The organism is Daejeonella sp. AP26, assembly GCF_056680515.1.
Genome location: NZ_CM155286.1, coordinates 640,922 through 662,592 on the forward strand (window position 1 = coordinate 640,922; position 21,671 = coordinate 662,592).

Annotated in this window: 17 protein-coding genes; 5 read left to right on the forward strand and 12 right to left on the reverse strand. The window is 41.8% G+C overall.

What is annotated here, in order from left to right; genetic code table 11:
• Nucleotides 1–28 precede the first annotated feature (28 nt).
• Nucleotides 29–604 (reverse strand): MarC family protein, encoded by a 576-nt coding sequence (locus tag AC1MCB_RS02795; RefSeq protein WP_479967225.1) that lies wholly within the window; start codon nt 602–604, stop codon nt 29–31.
• Between the two features lie 488 nt (nt 605–1,092).
• On the opposite strand from AC1MCB_RS02795, the gene AC1MCB_RS02800 reads away from it, so the two are divergent.
• Entirely contained in the window at nt 1,093–1,704 is a 612-nt protein-coding gene (locus AC1MCB_RS02800; RefSeq protein ID WP_479967226.1) for a beta-class carbonic anhydrase, read from the forward strand.
• Nucleotides 1,705–1,816: 112 nt separating this feature from the next.
• On the opposite strand, the gene AC1MCB_RS02805 is transcribed toward AC1MCB_RS02800, so the two are convergent.
• The 3 genes from AC1MCB_RS02805 to AC1MCB_RS02815 form a co-directional block, all read right to left on the reverse strand.
• On the reverse strand, nt 1,817–3,031 hold the full coding sequence (locus AC1MCB_RS02805) for an MFS transporter (protein WP_479967227.1): 1,215 nt from the start codon (nt 3,029–3,031) through the stop codon (nt 1,817–1,819).
• Nucleotides 3,032–3,108: 77 nt separating this feature from the next.
• On the reverse strand, nt 3,109–4,584 hold the full coding sequence (locus tag AC1MCB_RS02810; protein ID WP_479967228.1) for an amino acid permease: 1,476 nt from the start codon (nt 4,582–4,584) through the stop codon (nt 3,109–3,111).
• A gap of 135 nt (nt 4,585–4,719) precedes the next feature.
• The gene (locus tag AC1MCB_RS02815) at nt 4,720–6,999 is read right to left on the reverse strand and encodes a sodium-translocating pyrophosphatase (protein ID WP_479967229.1); all 2,280 of its coding nucleotides are present in this window, start codon (nt 6,997–6,999) and stop codon (nt 4,720–4,722) included.
• Nucleotides 7,000–7,438: 439 nt separating this feature from the next.
• Between AC1MCB_RS02815 and AC1MCB_RS02820 the strand changes: the two genes are divergently transcribed.
• A complete protein-coding gene (locus tag AC1MCB_RS02820; RefSeq protein WP_479967230.1) occupies nt 7,439–8,914 on the forward strand; it encodes an APC family permease in 1,476 nt (491 codons plus the stop codon).
• 67 nt (nt 8,915–8,981) lie between these two features.
• Here AC1MCB_RS02820 and AC1MCB_RS02825 read toward each other — a convergent pair whose 3' ends face one another.
• Both AC1MCB_RS02825 and AC1MCB_RS02830 read right to left on the reverse strand, forming a co-directional pair.
• A complete protein-coding gene (locus AC1MCB_RS02825; protein ID WP_479967231.1) occupies nt 8,982–9,458 on the reverse strand; it encodes a hypothetical protein in 477 nt (158 codons plus the stop codon).
• A gap of 296 nt (nt 9,459–9,754) precedes the next feature.
• On the reverse strand, nt 9,755–12,133 hold the full coding sequence (locus AC1MCB_RS02830; protein ID WP_479967232.1) for a hypothetical protein: 2,379 nt from the start codon (nt 12,131–12,133) through the stop codon (nt 9,755–9,757).
• A gap of 201 nt (nt 12,134–12,334) precedes the next feature.
• Between AC1MCB_RS02830 and AC1MCB_RS02835 the strand changes: the two genes are divergently transcribed.
• Nucleotides 12,335–12,730 carry a hypothetical protein gene (locus tag AC1MCB_RS02835; RefSeq protein WP_479967233.1) on the forward strand — a complete coding sequence of 132 codons (396 nt, stop codon included), beginning with the start codon at nt 12,335–12,337 and terminating at the stop codon, nt 12,728–12,730.
• Nucleotides 12,731–12,766: 36 nt separating this feature from the next.
• Here AC1MCB_RS02835 and AC1MCB_RS02840 read toward each other — a convergent pair whose 3' ends face one another.
• Nucleotides 12,767–14,116: a bifunctional folylpolyglutamate synthase/dihydrofolate synthase gene (locus AC1MCB_RS02840; protein ID WP_479967234.1), complete on the reverse strand. Its 1,350-nt coding sequence runs from the start codon at nt 14,114–14,116 to the stop codon at nt 12,767–12,769.
• A gap of 487 nt (nt 14,117–14,603) precedes the next feature.
• On the opposite strand from AC1MCB_RS02840, the gene AC1MCB_RS02845 reads away from it, so the two are divergent.
• Nucleotides 14,604–15,194: an NAD(P)H-dependent oxidoreductase gene (locus AC1MCB_RS02845; RefSeq protein WP_479967235.1), complete on the forward strand. Its 591-nt coding sequence runs from the start codon at nt 14,604–14,606 to the stop codon at nt 15,192–15,194.
• A gap of 1 nt (nt 15,195) precedes the next feature.
• Nucleotides 15,196–17,061, forward strand: a complete 1,866-nt coding sequence (locus tag AC1MCB_RS02850; RefSeq protein ID WP_479967236.1) for a monovalent cation:proton antiporter-2 (CPA2) family protein — start codon at nt 15,196–15,198, stop codon at nt 17,059–17,061.
• A 45-nt stretch (nt 17,062–17,106) separates the two neighbouring features.
• Here AC1MCB_RS02850 and AC1MCB_RS02855 read toward each other — a convergent pair whose 3' ends face one another.
• The 5 genes from AC1MCB_RS02855 to AC1MCB_RS02875 form a co-directional block, all read right to left on the reverse strand.
• Nucleotides 17,107–18,450 carry a hypothetical protein gene (locus AC1MCB_RS02855; protein ID WP_479967237.1) on the reverse strand — a complete coding sequence of 448 codons (1,344 nt, stop codon included), beginning with the start codon at nt 18,448–18,450 and terminating at the stop codon, nt 17,107–17,109.
• A 150-nt stretch (nt 18,451–18,600) separates the two neighbouring features.
• Nucleotides 18,601–19,428 (reverse strand): energy transducer TonB, encoded by an 828-nt coding sequence (locus AC1MCB_RS02860; RefSeq protein ID WP_479967238.1) that lies wholly within the window; start codon nt 19,426–19,428, stop codon nt 18,601–18,603.
• Nucleotides 19,428–19,829: an ExbD/TolR family protein gene (locus AC1MCB_RS02865; RefSeq protein WP_479967239.1), complete on the reverse strand. Its 402-nt coding sequence runs from the start codon at nt 19,827–19,829 to the stop codon at nt 19,428–19,430. The genes AC1MCB_RS02860 and AC1MCB_RS02865 overlap by 1 nt, the downstream gene beginning before the upstream one ends.
• Nucleotides 19,830–19,874: 45 nt before the next feature.
• A complete protein-coding gene (locus AC1MCB_RS02870) occupies nt 19,875–20,579 on the reverse strand; it encodes a MotA/TolQ/ExbB proton channel family protein (protein WP_479967240.1) in 705 nt (234 codons plus the stop codon).
• Between the two features lie 2 nt (nt 20,580–20,581).
• A complete protein-coding gene (locus tag AC1MCB_RS02875) occupies nt 20,582–21,649 on the reverse strand; it encodes an HU domain-containing protein (RefSeq protein WP_479967241.1) in 1,068 nt (355 codons plus the stop codon).
• Nucleotides 21,650–21,671 lie beyond the last annotated feature (22 nt).

Genomic DNA, 21,671 nt, shown 5'->3' on the forward strand with positions numbered 1-21,671 from the left:
CAAGCAGGCCCGCTGAAGGGGTGAGGCCCTACAAACCTGTATTATTCCTGAACAATTTGATTGCGATAGCTAGTAAGATTATCCCGAAGGCTTTTCTTAGAATATGTAAACCAGTTTTTCCAAATAGCTTTTCAAGGCGTGCAGTGTTTTTAAGCACGATGTAAACAAAGATCATGTTCACAACAATGCCGACAATAATGTTCTGGGTAGCATATTCTGATTTTAGCGAAAGGAGGGTGGTTAAAGTTCCTGAACCAGCGATCAGCGGAAAAGCAAGAGGAACGATAGAAACAGTTTCAGGTGCTTCTTCCTTAAAAAAGTCAAACCCTAAAATCATTTCCATCGCGATGATAAAGATCACGATAGAACCCGCAATGGCAAATGACGAAATATCGAGACCGATAATATTTAGCATAGCCTCTCCCGCAAATAGGAACAGGATCATAATAACCAAAGAGACAACTGAGGCTTTTTCTGACTGGATATGTCCTGCCTTGTTTCGTAAGCTAATCACTATTGGAATCGACCCCAAGATATCGATGATCGCAAAAAGGATCATAGTGACTGAGAGTATCTGGTTGAAGTTGAAGTAGTAGTTTTCCATTTGAGACGGAGATCTTATTTCTTTTAGTTGAACCTGTAAAAGGTTAAGCGATAAAGATAAAAACTGCCAACACAATAAAAATAAAATTGGCAGGATTGGATGAATAAAACGTGACAGTCTTGAATTCTTTGATAAACTAATCTTGGTATTATACCCAACACAGCCGCTACTAATTGCCAGCGTTTCGAAATATAAGAAACTTTCTTTCTGCTGATAATTGCATCAAATATCTGCTTACATGCTTTTTCAACAGTTGCAACCCAGAACTTTCCTTCCCCTTTGGCCATATTTGTGTCTACAAAGCCCGGTTGGATATCTGTAATCGCAAATGGACATTTTAAGTTTCCTAGCTTTTTGTCGCAAGCCCTCCAAATAGTTTATTTTAAAGATAGAATTGTTTTGTATCAAAAATACCTCACAAGCATTTTTGCGAAATTAAAACAGGCGGACTTTCTTTTTGTAATCCTATTAAGTCAAATCAAAAAGCCATGGCAACAGATTTAGTGCAAAAAGAAAACAGCCGTATTCACCAGGAGGTAATGTCGGCTAATGAACGTTATGTATCATCATTTGGAGAGAAAAGTAACCTGGCGCTCCCACCCGCTCGAAAATTTGCCATACTGACCTGTATGGATGCGCGCCTTGATCCGGCCAAATATGCGGGCCTTGCTGAAGGTGATGCCCACGTAATACGTAATGCCGGCGGCCGTGCCAGCGATGATGCAATTCGTTCGCTGGTGATCTCACATAAACTACTAGGTACGGCAGAATGGTTTGTAATTCATCACACGGATTGTGGAATGCTCCTTTTTACTGACGAGATCATGCACCAGCTTTTAGCGAAGAGCTTGAAGACCGCCTCAATTGACGAAAGTGGCTGGCATAACATGGATGAAGAAGACGGCGGATCTCCCGAAGCAAAGTTCATGACATTTTTAACTATCAAAAACCAGGAAGAAAGTGTAACGGATGACGTTGCGCGCATCAAAAACCATCCGCTGGTGCCAAAGTACATTCCGATATATGGGTATATATACGATGTGAAGACCGGCAAGTTAATGGAAGTGCCCCAGGCAACCGCAGTTGGCAAAGCTACTTGAATCGAACATATAAAAGGTTAACAGGGCGTGCCATGTGACTATCCCGATCCCAGTCACGAGAATTTCCCTGCCATAATCTACCGCCATGAAAGCATCATTGAGATCAAGATTCCTACCTGTTTGAAATGATCTCTTTGTCATGAAAACCAATCTGACTTGCCGATAGTTGCTTATAAAGTTTCACAGCGAGAGGTAGGGCCATCATGATAAAAATTGCTGAAGCGATAAAGATATAATTGATTGAATAGAAGGAAATGAAACCGGCGATAAGCGGCCCTATAATTTGTCCGACGGACAGGTAGGATTGATTTACACCTAAAATATACCCTTGTTCGTCGGCATTTATATTTTCGCTGATAATTGAGTTCAACATCGGATCGCGTAAAGCATTAAACAGGCCATACATCAGTAAACACCCTGCAAAAGGCCATAAGGTTTGGGAAAAGCCTGCAATTAACATGGACAAGCTTGTTACTGAAAGTGAAAGAATCAGTATTACAGATTTGATTTTAATCTTTCGCAACAACCACGGAAGTCCAGCTAACTGCATAATTATACCTGCCACTCCAAAGGCGGTAAAGAAAAGGCCGATGTGTAAGGGCGATAGCTTTAATACATCAACATTAAATGTTTGGAAGCCAATGATCATACTGAACTGGGCAATCGCCATTAGAAAACCGATCAGCATGGCAATTCCGATGACGGGCCTGAGCAGGGATTTGAATGGAGCAGAGAAATCAAAAAACGCCCCCCTCTGAATTATAACTTTGCCCTTGTTCATATTAGTTTCCTTTAGAAAAAAGTAAGTAATCATTGCGCCGAGGAGTGCAAGAGCAGCCGAAAAATAGAATGGTGCTGCAAGGCTGACTTCACTTAATACACCTCCGAGTAACGGCCCTAATATAAAACCTACCCCAAACGAAGCACCCAGGTATCCGAATGCCTTTGTACGCTCCTCCGGGCTGGTTGAATCTGAGATGACCGCCTGGGCGACAGATATATTTCCGCCAGTTGCCCCATCTAAAATCCTCGCGGCAAATATCATGAGCGCTGACCTGGCTTCGGCAAACATAATAAAGGATATGGTTGTGCCTAGCAAGCAAATGATCAGAACCGGTCTGCGGCCATATTTATCTGATAAAGAGCCGAGAATGGGAGTGGCGATAAACTGGGCAATAGAAAACGAGGCAATCAGCAAACCAAGCGTATGGGAATTAATGCCGAACTGCTTTGTAAATGGATATATCAATGGAACAATAATCCCAAAGCCCAATGCATTGATGATCATTATAAACACTAGTACCCATAAGTTTTTATTTTTTTTCATACTCCGTCACAATTAGCCCATACAAAAAAAGGTTTCGAGTAAGAACCCGAAACCTTTTTTGAAGTTTTTATTATTAATTATTCCCGGTCTTTGGTAATGATCTTACCGTCACGGATCTCACGGATTTTACTGTGTTTTTTACCATATGCAAAGTAAATCGCGATACCAATAGCCATCCAGATGGCTAAACGATACCAGCTTTCGGTAGGTAGTGAGTACATTAGGTACATACAAACCGCAATACCAATAATTGGTACTACCGGTACAAATGGGGTTCTGAATGGACGAATTGCATCAGGCAATGATTTTCTTAACACCATGATACCTATACAAACCAGCACAAAGGCGAACAAAGTACCGATACTTACCATGTGACCAAGGTCAGATACTGGTACAAACCCGGCAAATAAACTTACAAATACCATGAAAAATAAATTAGTTTTCCATGGTGTAGAGAATTTTTTGTGAATACTAGCAAAAAACTTTGGAAGCAAGCCGTCTTTTGCCATAGTGTAAAACACACGGGATTGCCCCATTAACATCACCAGTATGACGGAAGTATAACCAGCCAGAATGGCCAGGATCAGTGCATCTTGCAGGAAAGCGTAACCAGTTACGGCAAAGGCCGTAGCAGCAGGCTTAGCATCGTTCGCAAAATCAGTATAATTAACCAGTCCGGTCATTACGTGCGCAAAAAGAACATAAAGAATAGTACAAACTACCAGTGAACCTAAAATCCCGATCGGCATACCTTTCTGAGGATTCTTAGCTTCCTGGGCTGCTGTAGAAACTGCATCAAAGCCAATGAAGGCAAAGAATACCACTGCAGCACCTGTTGAAATACCCGTCCAGCCGAAGTGTTCGAACTTGCCGGTGTTTTCCGGAATGTAAGGAACGTAATTATCAGGATTGATGTGGCTCCATCCCAGTGTTATGAAAACCAGTACCACAGCTACTTTTAAAATCACCAGGATGTTATTCATAGTTGCAGATTCTTTGGTGCCACGAATCAGTACAAGTGATAACATCATTACAATAAAGATAGCCGGGAGATTGATCATACCGCCGTCAATAACAGTTCCGTCACCTAACTGCATTTTTTCCCATGGAGAAACGATCAGTGCGTGGGGAAGGTTAATATCGTATTTATGAAGGATTTCCAGAAGATACCTCGACCAGCTGACAGCAACTGTTGCAGCACCTAAGGCATATTCAAGTACTAGATCCCAACCAATAATCCAGGCCATGAACTCGCCCATGGTGGCATAAGAGTAGGTGTATGCACTACCAGCAACCGGTATCATGGAAGCAAATTCGGCATAACATAAGCCGGCAAAAGCACAGGCAAAGGCGGCCAATGCAAAGGAAATAGTAACAGCTGGTCCTGCGTTCTCGGCAGCGGCAATACCGGTTAGCGAGAATAAACCGGCTCCAATAATGGCGCCAATTCCTAAAGAAACCAGGTTGAAACTGGTAAGGGTACGCTTTAGCGTTCCTTCGCCAGTTTGGCCAGCTTCAAACAGTAATTGTTCAATAGATTTTCTGTGAAACATAATTTGTGGTTCAGTTAAGGTGTTTCTATGTGGTTTGATTTAGTGCAGCGCCAAACCTAATTAATTTATTTTAATAAATTAAAAGGGATTTCGTTGCTGAAATCCCCTTTTAAGTAACATTTATAATTCAAATAATTAACGGCTCAACGTGTCGGTGGTGTTCAATACCGTGTCGGTCAGCGTGTTTCCTAAAGAATCTGTTCGCTGAATCACCTTGATTTCTTTACGTACTTCACTAGTCTTAGTGGTATGGGAAACGCCTTCAGCAAGGTGAGGAGCGATAATCAATGATACGATCGACATCAGCTTGATAAGGATATTCATAGAAGGACCAGAAGTATCTTTAAACGGATCTCCAACGGTGTCTCCGGTTACTGAAGCCTTGTGTGGTTCTGATTTTTTGTAGAACATCTCACCGTTGATCATCACGCCTTTCTCAAATGACTTCTTCGCGTTATCCCAGGCTCCGCCGGCGTTTGACTGGAAGATTCCCATCAATACCCCCGAAACCGTTACACCGGCTAACAATCCTCCCAATACTTCGGCACCGAAAGAAAATCCAATAATGATTGGAACAATTAAGGCAATAGCGCCAGGTAACATCATTTCACGAATTGAGGCCTTAGTGGATATAGCCACGCACTTTTCATACTCTGGTTTTGCTTTGTATTCCATGATGCCAGGAATTTCACGAAACTGACGGCGTACTTCCTGTACCATATCCATGGCTGCACGACCTACGGCAGAGATACACAGAGCAGAAAAGATGAAAGGAATCATTCCGCCCACAAACAGCCCGGCCAGAACATCAGCTTTGTAGATATCGATCCTTTCAATACCTGCAACGCCCACAAACGCGGCAAACAGGGCCAGCGAAGTTAAAGCTGCAGAAGCAATTGCAAATCCTTTACCGGTTGCAGCTGTAGTATTACCTACTGCATCCAGGTTATCTGTACGGTGACGTACTTCTTCAGGAAGCTGACTCATCTCTGCAATACCTCCGGCGTTATCAGCGATAGGCCCGAAAGCATCAATAGATAGCTGCATGGCGGTAGTCGCCATCATACCGGCAGCTGCAATAGCTACTCCGTAGAATCCTGCGAAGTAGAAAGAACCGTAAATTCCTGCCGCCAGAACGATGATTGGCATAACTGTCGATTTCATTCCCACCGCCAAACCTGCGATAATGTTTGTGGCATGCCCAGTGGAAGACTGCTTAATAATTGACTGTACAGGCGCTCTGCCCATAGCAGTGAAATACTCTGTGATCAAACTCATCAACGTGCCTACTACCAGTCCTACAAGTATGGAATGAAACACATCCATTCTGTCGAAAAAGCGCGCACCTTCCCTTAAGGTTCCATCTGCTGTCATATCACGCACCATATGGAAATCTCCAGCTGGTAATAACCAAATTACGGCAAAATAAGACGCGATCGCAGTTAATATAATTGACATCCAGTTACCGATGTTTAATGCATTCTGCACACTGTCAGTTTCTTTTTTAATCCGGACAAAATACGTTGAAACTATAGAGAGCAATAATCCTAAACCTGCAATAAGCATGGGCAGAAGGATAGGGGCAATGCCACCAAAATTATCGTTCGATGCTATTTCGCGGCCCAATATCATGGTAGCTAGTATAGTTGCGACATATGAGCCAAATAAATCGGCTCCCATACCTGCAACATCACCTACGTTATCACCAACGTTATCAGCTATTGTAGCAGGGTTACGAACATCGTCCTCTGGAATTCCCGCTTCGACCTTACCCACCAGGTCGGCGCCTACGTCGGCAGCCTTGGTATAGATACCACCACCAACACGGGCAAAGAGTGCAATAGATTCAGCTCCGAGGGAGAATCCGGCTAATACTTCAAGAGCTTTAACCATTTCGACCCCGTTAACCGTAGCACCAGTTACACTAACTACGTACATCTGGTAAAATACAATGAACAGAGACCCCAATCCTAAAACTGCAAGACCTGCAACACCTATACCCATAACACTGCCCGCTGTAAACGACACTTGCAGTGCTTTGGCCAGACTACTACGGGCAGCCTGAGTGGTGCGAACATTGGCCTTGGTGGCTATACGCATCCCTATGTATCCGGCAAACGCCGAGGTAAAGGCGCCTATAAGGAAAGAAATGGCGATTACCCAACTTGAGGTTTCTATCAGTGTGCCGGAATAGGCCAGTAATACTGCCGCAATGGCGGCAAAGTAAGATAGCACCTTCCATTCTGCTTTTAAAAATGCCATAGCACCATCGGCAATATAGCCGGATAGTTGCTGCATGTTCTCATCACCTGCATCTTGTTTTACCACCCACGCAGATTTAAAGGCCATCACCACGATGCCGATAATTCCCATGAGGGGAATACAGTAAATTAAATTGTCTTGTAAAAATTCCATAAAGTGGTTTAAGGTTAGGTTATTGATTAGGGTGAGCCCGAATTACTGAAACAGTCACGAGCGTAACTTACCAAAAATAACAGCGTTAATTCAGGAAACAAATTTTATTGTCACGTTTTAATGATTTTTGTTTCGCAAAGTAATGATTAACAAAAAATAGCGTTGCGACGCCGGCGATAATTTTTTAATGCGAGTTTTATAAATACTTTAGCGGCCAATCATGGAATATTTAGAAGGTACCAGCTGTTAAACGAAACAATGGGTTAAGCAAATTCTCAATAATTGATGGCTAACACCAACTAAACGAAACAATGGGTTAAGCAAATTCTCAATAATTGATGGCTAACACCAACTAAATTACCGCTAAAATTACTCTTAAAGACCGAGACTGAATCTAACAACTATCCACGCAATAAACTAACCACCTAACCACCAATTAATGAATCAAGTATTAGAACAAACCGGCATGAAGCGTGAGCTGGGCCTGCTCGACTCCACCATGATCGTAGCCGGATCTATGATCGGCTCGGGAATCTTTATTGTTACCGCTGATATCGCCCGATCCGTTGGCTCACCTGGATATATTTTGCTGATCTGGCTTATAACCGGTGTCATTACCCTGATTGCTGCGCTAAGTTACGGAGAGCTTGCTGGCATGATGCCCAAAGCCGGCGGTCAATATATTTATCTTCGGGAAGCCTATAGCCCGTTAGTCGGATTCCTGTTTGGCTGGACAGTTTTTATGGTGATTCAAACCGGGGTTATCGCTGCCGTAGCCATAGCTTTTGCAAAATTTACCGGCGTTTTACTACCTGACATTATCGGGCCTAAAATCATACTTGCTGATCTGGGTTTCTTGCAATTCAGCTCTCAGCAGTTATTAGCTATTCTGCTAATTGTTTTCCTAACATATGTAAATCTTCAGGGTATCAGGAATGCAAAAATCATTCAAACCACATTCACACTCGCTAAAATTGTATCTCTTCTCGGGCTGATAGTTCTGGGGATTTATTTTGGCTTGAATGGCGAAGCAATTATTGCAAATATGACTGACTTCTGGACACCCTATCAAACCGTTGGCAATGCGGATGGTACCGTGAGTACTAAAGATTTAAGCGGAATTGTTTTATGGGGGGCTATTGGTGCTGCTATGGTTGGATCTTTGTTCAGCAGCGATGCATGGAATAACATTACTTATACGGCAGGTGAAGTAAAAGACCCGCAACGCAATATTCCACTTAGTTTATTCTTCGGAACGCTGATCGTGACGGTGCTTTATGTTCTGGCTAACGTAGCCTACCTGATGCTGCTACCTGTAATGGGCACACCTGGTGGTGACGACGTAATGAGCCGCGGAATTATGTTTGCTACTGATGACAGGGTGGGAACGGCTGCTATAGCTACTATATTTGGTAGTGCCGCTGTAATCATCATGGCTATTCTCATCATGATTTCAACTTTCGGCTGTAACAACGGTCTAATACTTTCTGGAGCCCGCTTATATTATGCTATGGCTAAAGATGGCGTATTTTTTAAAAAAGCAGGCACCCTGAATAAAAACGATGTGCCTGGATTTGCCCTGATCATCCAGGGAATATGGGCTTCTATATTATGTCTGTCAGGTACCTATGGCGATTTACTAGACTATTGTACTTTCTCATCCTTGTTATTTTATATGGTGACCATTATTGGTCTGTTTATTCTAAGGAAGACCAGACCCGATGCTTATCGTCCGTATAAAGCCGTAGGATACCCCGTACTACCAGCACTATATATTCTTCTGGCAGGAGCTATTTGTACCGTACTGCTCATTTACAAACCTTCAACCTGCGGAAGGGGACTGCTTATTGTTTTGCTCGGCATACCCGTTTATTTTCTATGGAGGAAGTTAGGTAATAAGCGTCCGCAGAACTAAAATTACTTTTCTAAAAAAGCACCTGCTCATACGATATGCAGGTGCTTTTTATATCTATAGTAACCTTTCATCTTTTTCTGCTCCTCGAAGCTTCATTCAATACACCATCTTCCACTCTGGCTGTAACGTTGTTCTTTTCATTCTCCAGATTCACAATCCAGACATCTCGGTTGTCTTGTTTAACATTAAAGGCAACAACTACATTGTAATCGTCATATTTGTTTTTAACAAGAGTACTTACATTATCCGGAAGATCTTTTCCATAGCCGTAGCTGATATTATAGATCATATTTCCGTTTTTGCGGAATAAAGCATTGTTTCTCATGTCATTGTTAATGAATTTGACAAGGAAATTTTTATTTGCGGCGTACCAAACCGGATCTTGTCCATCCTTAAAAGTACTTTTGAAGGCCTCATCTACTTTCACGGGGACATTGCGAATCCCGGTAATTTTTACTTCCGGCAACTCTATTTGTGCCGAAACCCTGGTTACCATCAGACATAGTATCACCAGGCTGATGATTGAAACTGTTGCTTTTTTCATGATGATGTTGTTTATAGTAATTTGATTGTTTTGTTCGGACTCAATAATCTGATATAGCAACTTCTTAAAATAGTAGCTTAGAAATGAGAACACGCAGCAGCAAAATCTAAACGTTACGGTGTTGGATGATAAGCACGAAGGGGGGATCTGGCAGAAGAGTCGAGTTAATCAGATAAATGATAAAAAATGATTCAAACTTGCTATATAAATCTAATGTATTTTATTTGATATCTCTCATTTAGCAGGTTATTATATCACTTAATTTCCATTATGGTAAACTCGCTAGAATGGTAAAATCAATCTAAATTTACTTCAACCCGCATGCCTTTTAAGCCGGTCACACCCTGCATTTCCTCAAGATCTATATATTCAATCCCTTGTTTTAAAAGTCCCTTGCTTTGAAGAAAATGAATGTATTCTTCATACTCAAAAGCTTCTTTTTGATTGCTGTAAACCATTGCAATTTTACCGGGCTGGGTCAGTCGTTCGTGAGTATCTTTAATACATGCTTTGTCAATTCTTTTCTTCATTACTTCATAGCGGATGTTAGTAGAGCCCTCTACGTCAAATCGCCGTTCATCCTTCCGGAAGTTGATGGATATCGGCTTATTATAAATAAGTATTTGCTGAGTTGTCTGTAAGGGCACCTTAAACTCCGGCAACTGCTGATTTGTTATTCTTGCAATCTCTGCCATAGCCTGCAACTGTCCTAAACGAATATTTTTGAGGTATAAAAGATCAAAAGGGCGGTCTGGAGCCATTGACTGACCGATGTATATGTTATACTCCACACCATCAGTCTGGTATTTCTCGAAATAGTGAGGATATGATAATTGTAACTTTTCGTCTTGTTTATCAAGGTAGCGGCTAACCGTCTGGTTGATGAGGTTCATGGTTTCCTCGTATTCGTTACGATAATGATAAAGCAGACCGTCGCAGTTCTTTTCTATCCGGAAGTACTCATCAACTATTCCCGATATTTCGCCACTACTTTTTTGGAGATGCAGGAATACCGGAGCTACCTCGTTCATCAGAAAGTCGGTAAGGTGTACCTCGTCCTCCGGAAGTAGTATATCTTCGATGGCTTTCTGAAACCTCTGATTCTTAAACTGCAATTCTTCCAGCAAGGTTAGATGGATGTACTTTTGCAATTCATCTAGTGTCCGGTCTACTAAGTTTAGATGTTCTTTAAAATCCTTTTGTATCGCAAAACTCCTTTCTATAGAAGAGTTACGAATATCCACAGCACCGAACAAGGGAAACACGTTTTCAAAAAATATTTTACCAGTTTCGGCCGTGGGTTCCTTTGTTTGAAGGTAATTCCAGGCCACTTCAGAGAATTTCCATTCTACCGCTGGCTGCAGGGCTGTAAATTTTTCTTTAACTAACCTTTCAATTCGGTTATCGAAAGCATCCCGGCTCTTAAGCATGGCGAGTGATATTAACGGAATAGCTGGTTCTATACGGGCCATCACCTGCTGAGTAAATAGATTTGGCGTTTTTGAAGCTATTTCCAACATACCAAGCAATCCATCACTGTTTTGCATCGGGTAGTATATATAGCTTCTGATACCTTCCTGATATAGAGGTTTGAGGAATGGAGCAAAGTTCAGTAAACTTTCGTCCAAATTAGTGATCGGCATAGGCTCCTGATTCACCTTTTGAAAATCTATAAACTTCCGGAATGTCAGTATGCTTTGTTCGTCATTCGCCCGCCAGTGTTTCCCTGCCAGGCTTTGTCGGGTACAATCTTCATTCAGTAAAAAGCTATCGTTGATTTTAAAAAAAGGCATCAAGCCAATTTCGATATCATTTAAACCGATCAGGGCCTGTATCGCTTTCTTTAAATCCTTTACCGTAGCCGCGTCACACTCGTGCGGCACCAGCAATATCTTTTTCATTTGCTCCAAAGATTCAGCTGTTGTAACATCCTCTGCCACCCATACCGCAAACCCTTCCGCTTCGAACAACTCCAGCGGCATAGTTTTTAACTGCTGCTCCAGGTCAAGTATTCTGAACGTATTTAAGCACACAGCGCAATCCTGAATAGGCGGAAGTTTCCCCTTTAAATTCAGATCGATAAAACGACGGTCATAACGCATCTTGAAATAGCGCTTCATACCACTTTTCGGATCCCTCACCGGGAAAACTAGTTCGGGGCTTTCATTGAGCTTTATGCCGTAATATTTTTCCAGCACATGATCATAGATCATCGCACACTGTGCTTCCCGTAAATGCTCTTCAGATATTTCTTCTGGCAACTGAAAATGCTCTTTTTCCGGATCAATAAAAAGTTTTTTGAATGATTCGGAATATGAGAAGATATTGAAGTTATACGGAGCAGAGAGTGTAAAATTGGTTTCACTTTCCTCGCATACTACTGGGAAGATAGCGGTTGAAAGAAATTCCAGAAGCTCTTCATGATCATCAAGTTGATGGATGTTTCCAACCTTCTTTAATAGCGCTGGCTCTTCCTCAAACTTCTGAATAAGGTATCTGTAGAAGTCAGCCCTTGTTCCCGAAGTAGTAGCCAATTTATCTTTTAAAAAGTTAACAAAAGGTAGAAACGAAATGTGGCTGTCAATCGCAGGTAATTTACTTGTAACAGAAGTTTCTGGAGAAAGTATTTTTAATCCGCGGTGAGGTGCAGAAGCAGGAGTAATTTCTTCTATCATGACTGCCAGTTTAAATTTTACAAACCAGGCTCTAAATTATGACAGAATAAATTTACGCAAAAGAACAATAAAAAATTACAAATTTTAATGAGAAAACACGGTCTAATAGTATACCAGACCAGTTAGACGATAGTTTACCTTAAACCAGTTTCAACCCAGAGAGACATTTTTAACGCTTCATTTTTTAAATATCTTTGGCGGATGAAAACCTTAACCTTTGTATGTTGCTGTTTACTGATCCTCGGAGCTTGCACTTTTACTCTTAATCAGGAGAAGTTAGTTGGAGACTGGGACTATATTGAAATTAAAAGCTTGAATCCCGGATCGGAAGATAGTACCACAGTGGAAGATCTAAGAAAAGCAAAACCATATATTCAGTTTTTAAAAGGGAATCAACTCAATATCTTCTGGGGAGGTAAGAGGTTGTCATCAGGTACGTACCGTATTGAAGGCAGAATGATCCGCTATAAGGAGGATCTTCCGGATGGCAGTGAACGGGAATTTCCATTCCTGGTTAGCAAGTTATCTGAAAATGAAATTGTATTCGAGACGATGACAAGTGAAGGTACCAGGGTAACGGCAGTGAGAAGGAAATGATCCTTCGATATTAAGTGTTCAATAAGCTACTTCTTTTCAGACAATTTCGGCAACCACAAAAGTACTTCCTCCAACAAAAATCAGGTCATTTGAGCCGGCGTTTATTTTAGCGGCTTCCAGTGCCTGTTTAACCGATTGGTAAGCATTTCCGATTAAACCTGCTTCTCCAGCGTCAAGTCTTAAGTCATCTGCATCCTTTGCCCGTGCAATTTGCGGCTGACAAAAATAATAGGTTGCTTTTTGAGGAAGTAATTTCAGCACCTTGGTGATATCCTTATCCTTTACCATACCGATTACCATATGTAGGTGATCAAAAGGGGTAGCGTTAATGTTTTTAAGTACTTCCCGGATGCCATCCACATTATGGCCCGTATCGCAGATAATAAGAGGTTTGGTGCTTAAAGTTTGCCAGCGTCCCATCAAGCCGGTAATTGCCGTGACCCTCTCTAAAGCGCTTTCAATATCGTCATCACTAATCTTAAATCCTTTCAAACGCAACTGTTCAACAGAGCTTAGGACGGTTGCCAGATTTTTGAGCTGATAGTAACCCGTTAGATCCAGGGAATATTTAAAAGATTGCGGCGAATTTAAAGACTTAATCATTAGGTGATTAGCTAGTTTTGGGAAAACTGTAACATCAAGCAAATTGACTATCGGCTGCCTGGCGTTGTGTTCATTTAAATCCTCGTTATTTTTTTTAATTTCCCACTCGTCGGAAGCGAAAACAATCCTTGAACCACATTCCGCCGCGGTGCGGATGAAAAAGTCAGCTATCTCTTGCTGCCGTTCACCAATTACCACCGGCACTTCTGACTTTATGATGCCAGCCTTTTCAGCCGCAATTAACTGCAAAGTTTCTCCAAGAATATTTACATGATCCAGCCCTATATTTGTGATTACGGACAGTTCTGGTCGTATAATGTTGGTAGAGTCTAAACGACCACCCAAACCAACTTCAATTACCGCCACTTCCACGGCGTGCTTCATGAAGTGATCAAAGGCAAGAGCTACAGTAGTTTCAAAGAAAGAAGGCTCGATCTGTTCAATGCTGGCTTTATGTTCCTCAATAAATAAAGTGACCTCTGCCTCGCTGATCATCTCACCGTTGATTCGGATCCTTTCCCGAAAGTCGCGAAGATGGGGTGACGTATATAAGCCGGTTTTGTATCCCGCAATCTGCAGTATCGCAGCAAGCATATGCGAAGTTGACCCCTTTCCGTTGGTGCCACCCACGTGTATCGATTTGAATTTGCGATGAGGGTTATCTAGTAATTCGCAAAACTGGATAATATTTTCCAGCCCTGGCTTAATTGCTGATTGCCCCTGGCTGCTAAACATAGGAAGCCGGGAGTACAAATACTCAATGGTTTGCTGATAAGTCATCATTTTCCGCCACGAATTTATAGAATTTTTTGTTCTAACTTTACTCCATGTATATTCTGCAGTAAACTTCCATTACTTGAATTTCTACATACTTTTGAAGATCTGAGGGAGTAACTTTTCTTTAAAGTTAATAGTTTACAGAATATAGTTGATGCGTCTTAACTTCATAAAATACTGCTCAAGATGGGTCTTCACTCAGGTATTCTTCGGTTCATGTGCGTGTCTTGCCGCTAATTTAGCGGCAAGACACGGAGGAGGTCTGAATAAAGCCTGCCTAATGAATTATTAGGGCCATTTTCTGTTTAAATTGCTCCTGAAAAAATTTGCTTTCATTAAATATTGCTAGTCCCAGGAGTCATCCAACCAGAGTGTTTGAATATGAACACGCGAAAATATTAGCTGAAGGTTAAATTCATCCCAACCTGTTTATATCACCTTTATTTAGACCAAATATCTTATAGTTTTTCTACTTTGTGATATGCTTTCCATAATGATATTATTTGCACATCCGGCATACGAGAAGTCGCGGGTCAATAGAGCATTAATCGATGAGGTCAGTAATTTGGAAAATATCACTATTCATGATATTTACGAGGAGTATCCTGATTTTGATATTGACATAAACTATGAGAAAAGCCTGCTCTTGAAGAATGACATCATAGTACTTCATCATCCTTTTTACTGGTACAGTTTTCCACCGCTATTAAAGCAGTGGATGGATCTTGTGCTGGAGTATGGGTGGGCGTACGGTGTAAAAGGTACACACCTGCGTAATAAAAAGATCTTTAATACCATTACAACGGGCGGTGGGTTCGCTGCCTATCAAAGAGAGGGACATAACCGGTATACAATAGCCGAACTCTTAGCACCTATGGATCAAACCGCTTTTTTATGCAGGATGACTTATTATCCACCTTTTGTAGTACACAATTCCCATTTATTAAATTCCAGTGAAATACAGACTTTTGCAGAAGATTATTTGAAAGTCATTTTGGGCTTAAGTCAGGGAATTTTTGAGGAGGACGACCTGGTAAAAGCAAAATATATGAACGATCTGATTAATAAGCCTTACAGTTTATAGGATGGATAAGGACGAATTTTTATTTCAAGCTGTCGTATACCTTGCCGCCGCTATTATTGGGGTAAACCTCGCCAAACGGCTGGGCTTCGGAACTGTATTAGGCTACCTGATTGCGGGAGTAGTGATCGGTCCTTTTGTAATGGGATTTGTAGGCAAAGAAGGAAAGGAGCTGATGCATGTGGCTGAGTTTGGGGTAGTGATGATGCTTTTTGTGATCGGCCTTGAGCTAGAACCTAACTTGCTCTGGCGTATGCGCAAGCTCATCATTGGGCTGGGAGGAATGCAAATACTTATCACTATGACTGTTATTGGAAGTATTGCATTTTTCCTCGGGCAATCCTGGCAGGCGTCACTGGCAATTGGGGGCATCCTTTCCTTGAGTTCTACCGCCATCGTTATGCAAACGTTAAGCGAGAAGAGCCTGCTCAAAACTTCATCCGGCCGATCTGCATTTGCTGTTCTCTTGTCGCAGGATATAGCGGTGATCCCCCTGCTCGCCTTGTTTCCATTATTGGCCGGTGAAATTACTGTATCAGATACCGACAACCTCATAAGTCATTTGAATGGCTGGCAGCAAGCTCTCGTTGTATTGGGGGCCATTGGAGGAATTATAGTAGCCGGACGTTACCTTGTAGGGCCAATGTTCAGTTGGGTGGCCAAAACCAGGCAAAGAGAATTATTTATGGCTACCGCTTTGCTAATGATTTTTGCTATTGCCGAACTGATGGTCGTAGTGGGGTTAAGTCCAGCACTGGGAACTTTCCTGGCTGGTGTTGTGCTGGCGAATAGTGAATACCGGCATGAATTAGAAAGTGATATTGACCCCTTTAAAGGTTTGTTTCTGGGACTTTTCTTTATATCCGTAGGCTCAACAATTGATTTTAACATTATCAAATCTAATCCTTTTACGGTTTTAGCACTCGTGACAGGATTGATGTTGGTTAAAGGGGTAATATTATTCGGGCTTGGTAAATTCTTCGGCCTTAAGGGCGATCAGAATATGATATTCGCTGTCTCTCTGTCGCAGATGGGTGAGTTTGCATTTGTTCTTTTCGCTTTTACAGCACCCTATGGCTTGATAGATGTTAATGTAGTGAGCCTCTTAATTGCCGTGGTTGCTCTGAGTATGTTTTTTACACCCCTTCTTTTCCTATTGAATGAAAGACAGATCCTTCCTCGATTCTTATCTAAAGAGACTGAAAGAGTTACCGACGAGATTCATGGTGAACAGCCGGTAATTATTGCCGGATTCGGAAGATACGGTAATATAGTAGGACGATTTTTGAAGGCCAACGGCGTTTCTGCAACCATTTTGGACAACGACTCCGATAGGGTAGACTTGCTGCGGAAGTTTGGTTATAACGTTTATTACGGAGATGCTTCACGTTTTGATCTCATGAAGGCCGCCGGTGCCGAGAAGGCTAAGATGATCATCATAGCTATGGACACTCCTGAACAGTGCTTGGAGATGGTAGCGCTGGTGAAAAAGTCGTTCCCTCATTTAAAGATCCTTTCACGAGCTTACGATCGGAACGACTCTTATGATTTGAAGGAGGCAGGCGTCGATTATATTTACCGTGAAACTTTAGATTCTTCGATAAGACTAGGTGCCGATGCTCTGAAAATGCTTGGCTTCAGAGCTTATCAAACGGAACGGGCTGCTAAAATATTCTTAAAGCATGACGAGAAATCTCTTAGCGAACTGATGAGGTATCGGAACGACGAGAACTCATATATCAGTGTAGCGAAAGAGCAGATCGTCGAGCTTGAAGAGATGATCTTGCGGGATTTGAAAGATGAAGAAATCCTGGAAAGAGACAGCGGTTGGGACAGTGAGCCCTTACGAAAGGGGCTCGTTAAAGACTAGCAGAGCCTGCCGGCAAAAAACCTTTCTAGCAGATGGGACTCGCAACTATAGCGATTTATTCTCCATTTTCGTTAACTCATCCTGCAGGTTCTTATAGCTTCGTTTTTCTGCTTTTGCAAGCTCTATGGCCTTTTTCTGAGTCGCTGTGGCTTCGTTATGAAATCCTAACCTGTAGAGCAGATGTGCCAGAGTATCATAATAAGCAGCCTTTGGATCTAGTTCAATTGATCTTTTGCTCCAGAGCATCGCTGTTGTCAGGTATTTTGCATTTTTGGTTCCTGTTTGATAAATGCTGAATGCGCCGTTATTCAGCTCGCCGGAGAAGGCATTTTTTGATTGCATGACTGCAAAGCTTCTAATGCCATCTTTGCCGGGATTTGCAGGAGCGTCTTTCAGTGCAGCACTTCGGGCATCCTCCATTTTTTTAATATCAGTTCTTTTGATAGAATCAGCGCTGATATGCATATAGTTTTGCTCGTAGTAGTTACTGGCGGCCATCAAATACTGGCTTGTATCATTTACTGCCTGGTAATACTGTAAATATTTTAATACGGAATTCTTTTGGCCCTGCTGATAATCTTGTCCCCAGGTGGTTCTTACAAAGTTTGCTACATTATGTAGTTTATGAATGCTCTTCAATTTTATCGCCTCAGCCATAGAATTGTTGATGATTGTGTTATTCACAAATGTTCGTTTCGCGAGCGGCTCTGTTTTGTAGATGCTGTCAACTATCGATTTGTTGGTATATGCAAGCTTGTAGGCTTTACTATCAGCAGTGGGGCCTGCTTCAAGAATAAACATAACTTTACTATAATGGTCCAAATCGCTTATTAATAGGTATTGAATATATTCCTCGATGAGGTCTGCGTTATCTGTTATTCCAGCGTTGCGCCTTTTCAGAATATATTCCCTTAGAAAAGTTGAGTCCTTCTTACCGGAGGCATACTCATTATCAAAATCTATCAGTGATTTTCCTTTGCTCTCATTAATTGCCCGTTGGGCCATGTCAATATATTTAATTGAAGTTAGGGAATTGCCGAAATCATTAAAGATTAGTCCGCCCTGACTATCAATAAAAATGAAGGCTGGGAATCTGGTTATGCTATATGTTTTAATTAAGGGAAAAGACTCAGCCTGATCTTCGCGCTCTGTGCGGAAATTTATGAAATGCTCGTTATATAGTGAGCTGACCTCCGGAGTATTGAAACCGGCCAGGTAATTTGTAACTCCTGCCGGCGGTGTTAAATCGATAAATAGAAAGAGCGGTTTGTTTTCAGCTTTAGACTTCGCTAAAGCTTTTTCAAACGTTTTCTCATAACTGATCTTTTGAGCAAATGCGGAGCTGCAACTGAAGATAACCGCTAGTAAAAGGAAGTATCTTATTTTCATGGTAGGAATATTGTGAAAAGTACAACATTCTTTTACTAATTAAGAAACTTCTGGTTTTTTGTTATATCGTTGTCTATAAAGTGCTGGGAAACACTTTTATGAATCAACGCGATTGCTTATAAAATTCAGCAGAGGGAAATAAAACACCGCTTATTTCACCTTGAAATTGAACATAACGACCCCAATTTGCACATCAGGAGCAGATTCCAAACGATTAAGCTTTGCACCTAAAACGGCAGCTTCGCATTTACGCCAGAGTGCAAGGTCTGATAGGGTAGTACCTCGCGCACCTGCACGAGCGAAAACCACTTCACCGGTCTTATCTACTCGAATCTCTACTGCAATTTTGCCGGAGCTTTGGCCTTTGTCGTCAATAATTGGTGTGCTTAAAAAACGGCGATTGGCTAAGGTAAGACTAACACCTCCATTGCCCGAACCTCCTTCACCATAGTTAGGAGAAAGCGGGTCGCCATCCTTATCGCCCTGGTTTCCGGCTACATCACCGGTACCATCACCCTTGCCGGTTCCATCATTCTTTTTTCCTTTATATAGCGCATTTTGGTTTACGGTTGGCTTGCTCTCTTTGGCGGGTGTGCTCACTGATGGATTGTTAGCCTTGCTCTTTTCACTGCTTACAATTTCGGGAGCATCCTCTGCGTCCTGAGTGACAATAGATTTATCAGTAACTTCAGAAGCGGGCGTATTGGAAGGCGTGGGTTCGGTGATAACTTTATCAGGTGGAGTATTATTTGCATCAGGCGCAACAGAAGGCTCGTCCACACTCATATAATCATCGCCCATACCGATTACAGAAGTGCCATAATTTACAATGATTCCTCCAGTGCCTACTTCTTCCGGCGGCATTGCCCGGCTGGCTATAATAAAGAAACTAAGCGCAAGCAAGCCAGCCATAATAACTGTGGATATGGCAAATGCTTTTGGATAATTATTCTCTTCTTCTTGTCTGCCGTAATACATTATTTTTTTGTTTCTGTAGCTAAAACAAGTTTGATTTTCAATTTGTTGGCGATGTCTGTCAATTCAACGACATTCTCTATAGCAATCGTACGGTCGGCGAATAAAATGACGGTCATATCAGGGGAAACTTTTTGATAAGTTTCAATACGTTGGTATAATTGATCGACAGGTACTTTCTCCTTCTCTACAAAATACTCCAGGTCTTTGGTAATAGAGACATTGATCGTCTTTTGTGGCACCGCTTGTCCCGAACTGGATCGTGGTAGAAATAACTTGACAACGTTCGGGTTAACTACTGCGGAGGCCAGCAAAAAGAATAACAGCAGAAAGAACATTATATCGTTCAATGCTGATGTATGCACTTCAACCGCAGGCCTTCTACTTCTTTTTCTAAGATTCATGTATTTAAGGTGTTAGCTATTAGGAGTTAGGTTTTAGCTGACAAACTATTTGCCTGGTTCTTCCAATAGATCGATAAACTCGATGGCGTCAGTTTCCATTCGCAGGATTATTCTGTCAACCATAATGTTTAGTATATGGTAAAGTACATAGGCTATAATACCTATAATCAATCCAGTTGCTGAGGTGATCATCTTGGTATAAAGACCTCCGGATATTGTACCGATCTCAATAATTCCTTTTAAAGAAACATCATGAAAGATTGTAATTACCCCAATAATAGTTCCTACGAAACCTAACATGGGAGCAATACCGGCAATAATTCCAAGAATGCTTATATTTTTCTCCAATTTAGATACCTCCAATTTCCCAACATTCTCTATGGCTCCTTCAATATCTTTTATCGGACGCCCAATACGAAGCAAACCTTTTTGGAGCATCCTTCCAAGTGGCGTATTGCTGTTGCGGCAAATGGCAATTGCGGAATCAAGTTTCCCTGATATGACACTTTGTTTAACTTGTTGCATCAGGTTTGACTCATCGGATGAGGCTTTGCGGATGGTCAGATATCTTTCAACAAAGATCACCAACCCGATAAAAGCAAGTAAAGCCAGCGGAAGCATTACCCAGCCCCCTTTAAAAAGTAAATCAATAAATCGTAATTCCTCGCCCTGTGGGGCTACTACGTTAAGAGCTGCAGCGGCGCTGTCTGTAATTGGTGTAAGGGTATCAGCTTGTAATAAAAACATCATTGTTAATTGGTTTTCTTTGGTTTAACCCGGGCAATCCAGGCGTCTTTATTTAGTTCTTTTTGTACTCTGGTTAATTCTTTTTTTGCGGAGTCTTCATCATTGAAAGTGCCCAGGCTGATCTTTAACTTGGAGCCAGGCATCTCGTCGACAATTTTAGCGTAAACTCCCTTGCTTTTCATCAGCTTTACATAGGTTTCTGCCTCTGACCGACGGGCGAATGCTGCTCCAATGATTTCAAATGATACTGCCGGTAGGGCTGCAGGGGTGGCTGTTGCCTGAGTAGTAACTTCAAGGGTATCTCTCGGTTTTTCGACATCAAAACCTTGTTTAGTAAGCTCCTGGTAAATAGTGTCAGCTTCAGCAAGCGAATCTTCAAACGATTTTGGAACGGTTGCCTGAACAGGCTTCTTTGCAGGAATTTTACGGTCAGGGATACTAGTTTCCTGTCTAAAAGATTCGAAAAGTTTAGGATTTACAAGGTATGTGATAATGCTGATCAGGATTAACGAGGCGGCTACCAACAGGATCTTACTTGCTGTGCTTACTTTTCTTCCTTCGATTATTACTTCCTTTGAAACAGGGGCAGCAATAGTTGGACTTTCAGCTTTTATTTCTTCGGTGACATTGGACTCCGGCGTAGTTAGAGCAACCTGTTCGTCTGCAACGGTTTTCAATTCTTTAACAGGCTGAAGGCCGAAGTATTCACCCTGATCATCGAAGTTCAGAATATCTATGAATATATAGCCATCTTTCGATTTCTTTAGAATTCCCAGTGATTCAATCTCTGCCTGGCCTTGAGTAGTTACCAGCGATTTAATCTGAGCAACGAACTTTTCTATAAAGTAATTGGAGGTACTTAGAGAGATATTTTTCTTTACACTGATATAGCTTGCAAGAAGGCTATTATCATCAGCCGTTTTGTACACTAGCCCATGCGAAGGCGGAAAGAATGTTTGTCTTTCAAGGTCATAAAATCCGCTCTTCTGCTTTTTGCTGAATGTTCCTAAAGAAGGCACATTTACCTCATCATGCTGGCGCAGGAGATCCGCGATATAGGGGGCAATGTCCATTCGGGTAAAGATAATTTATAAT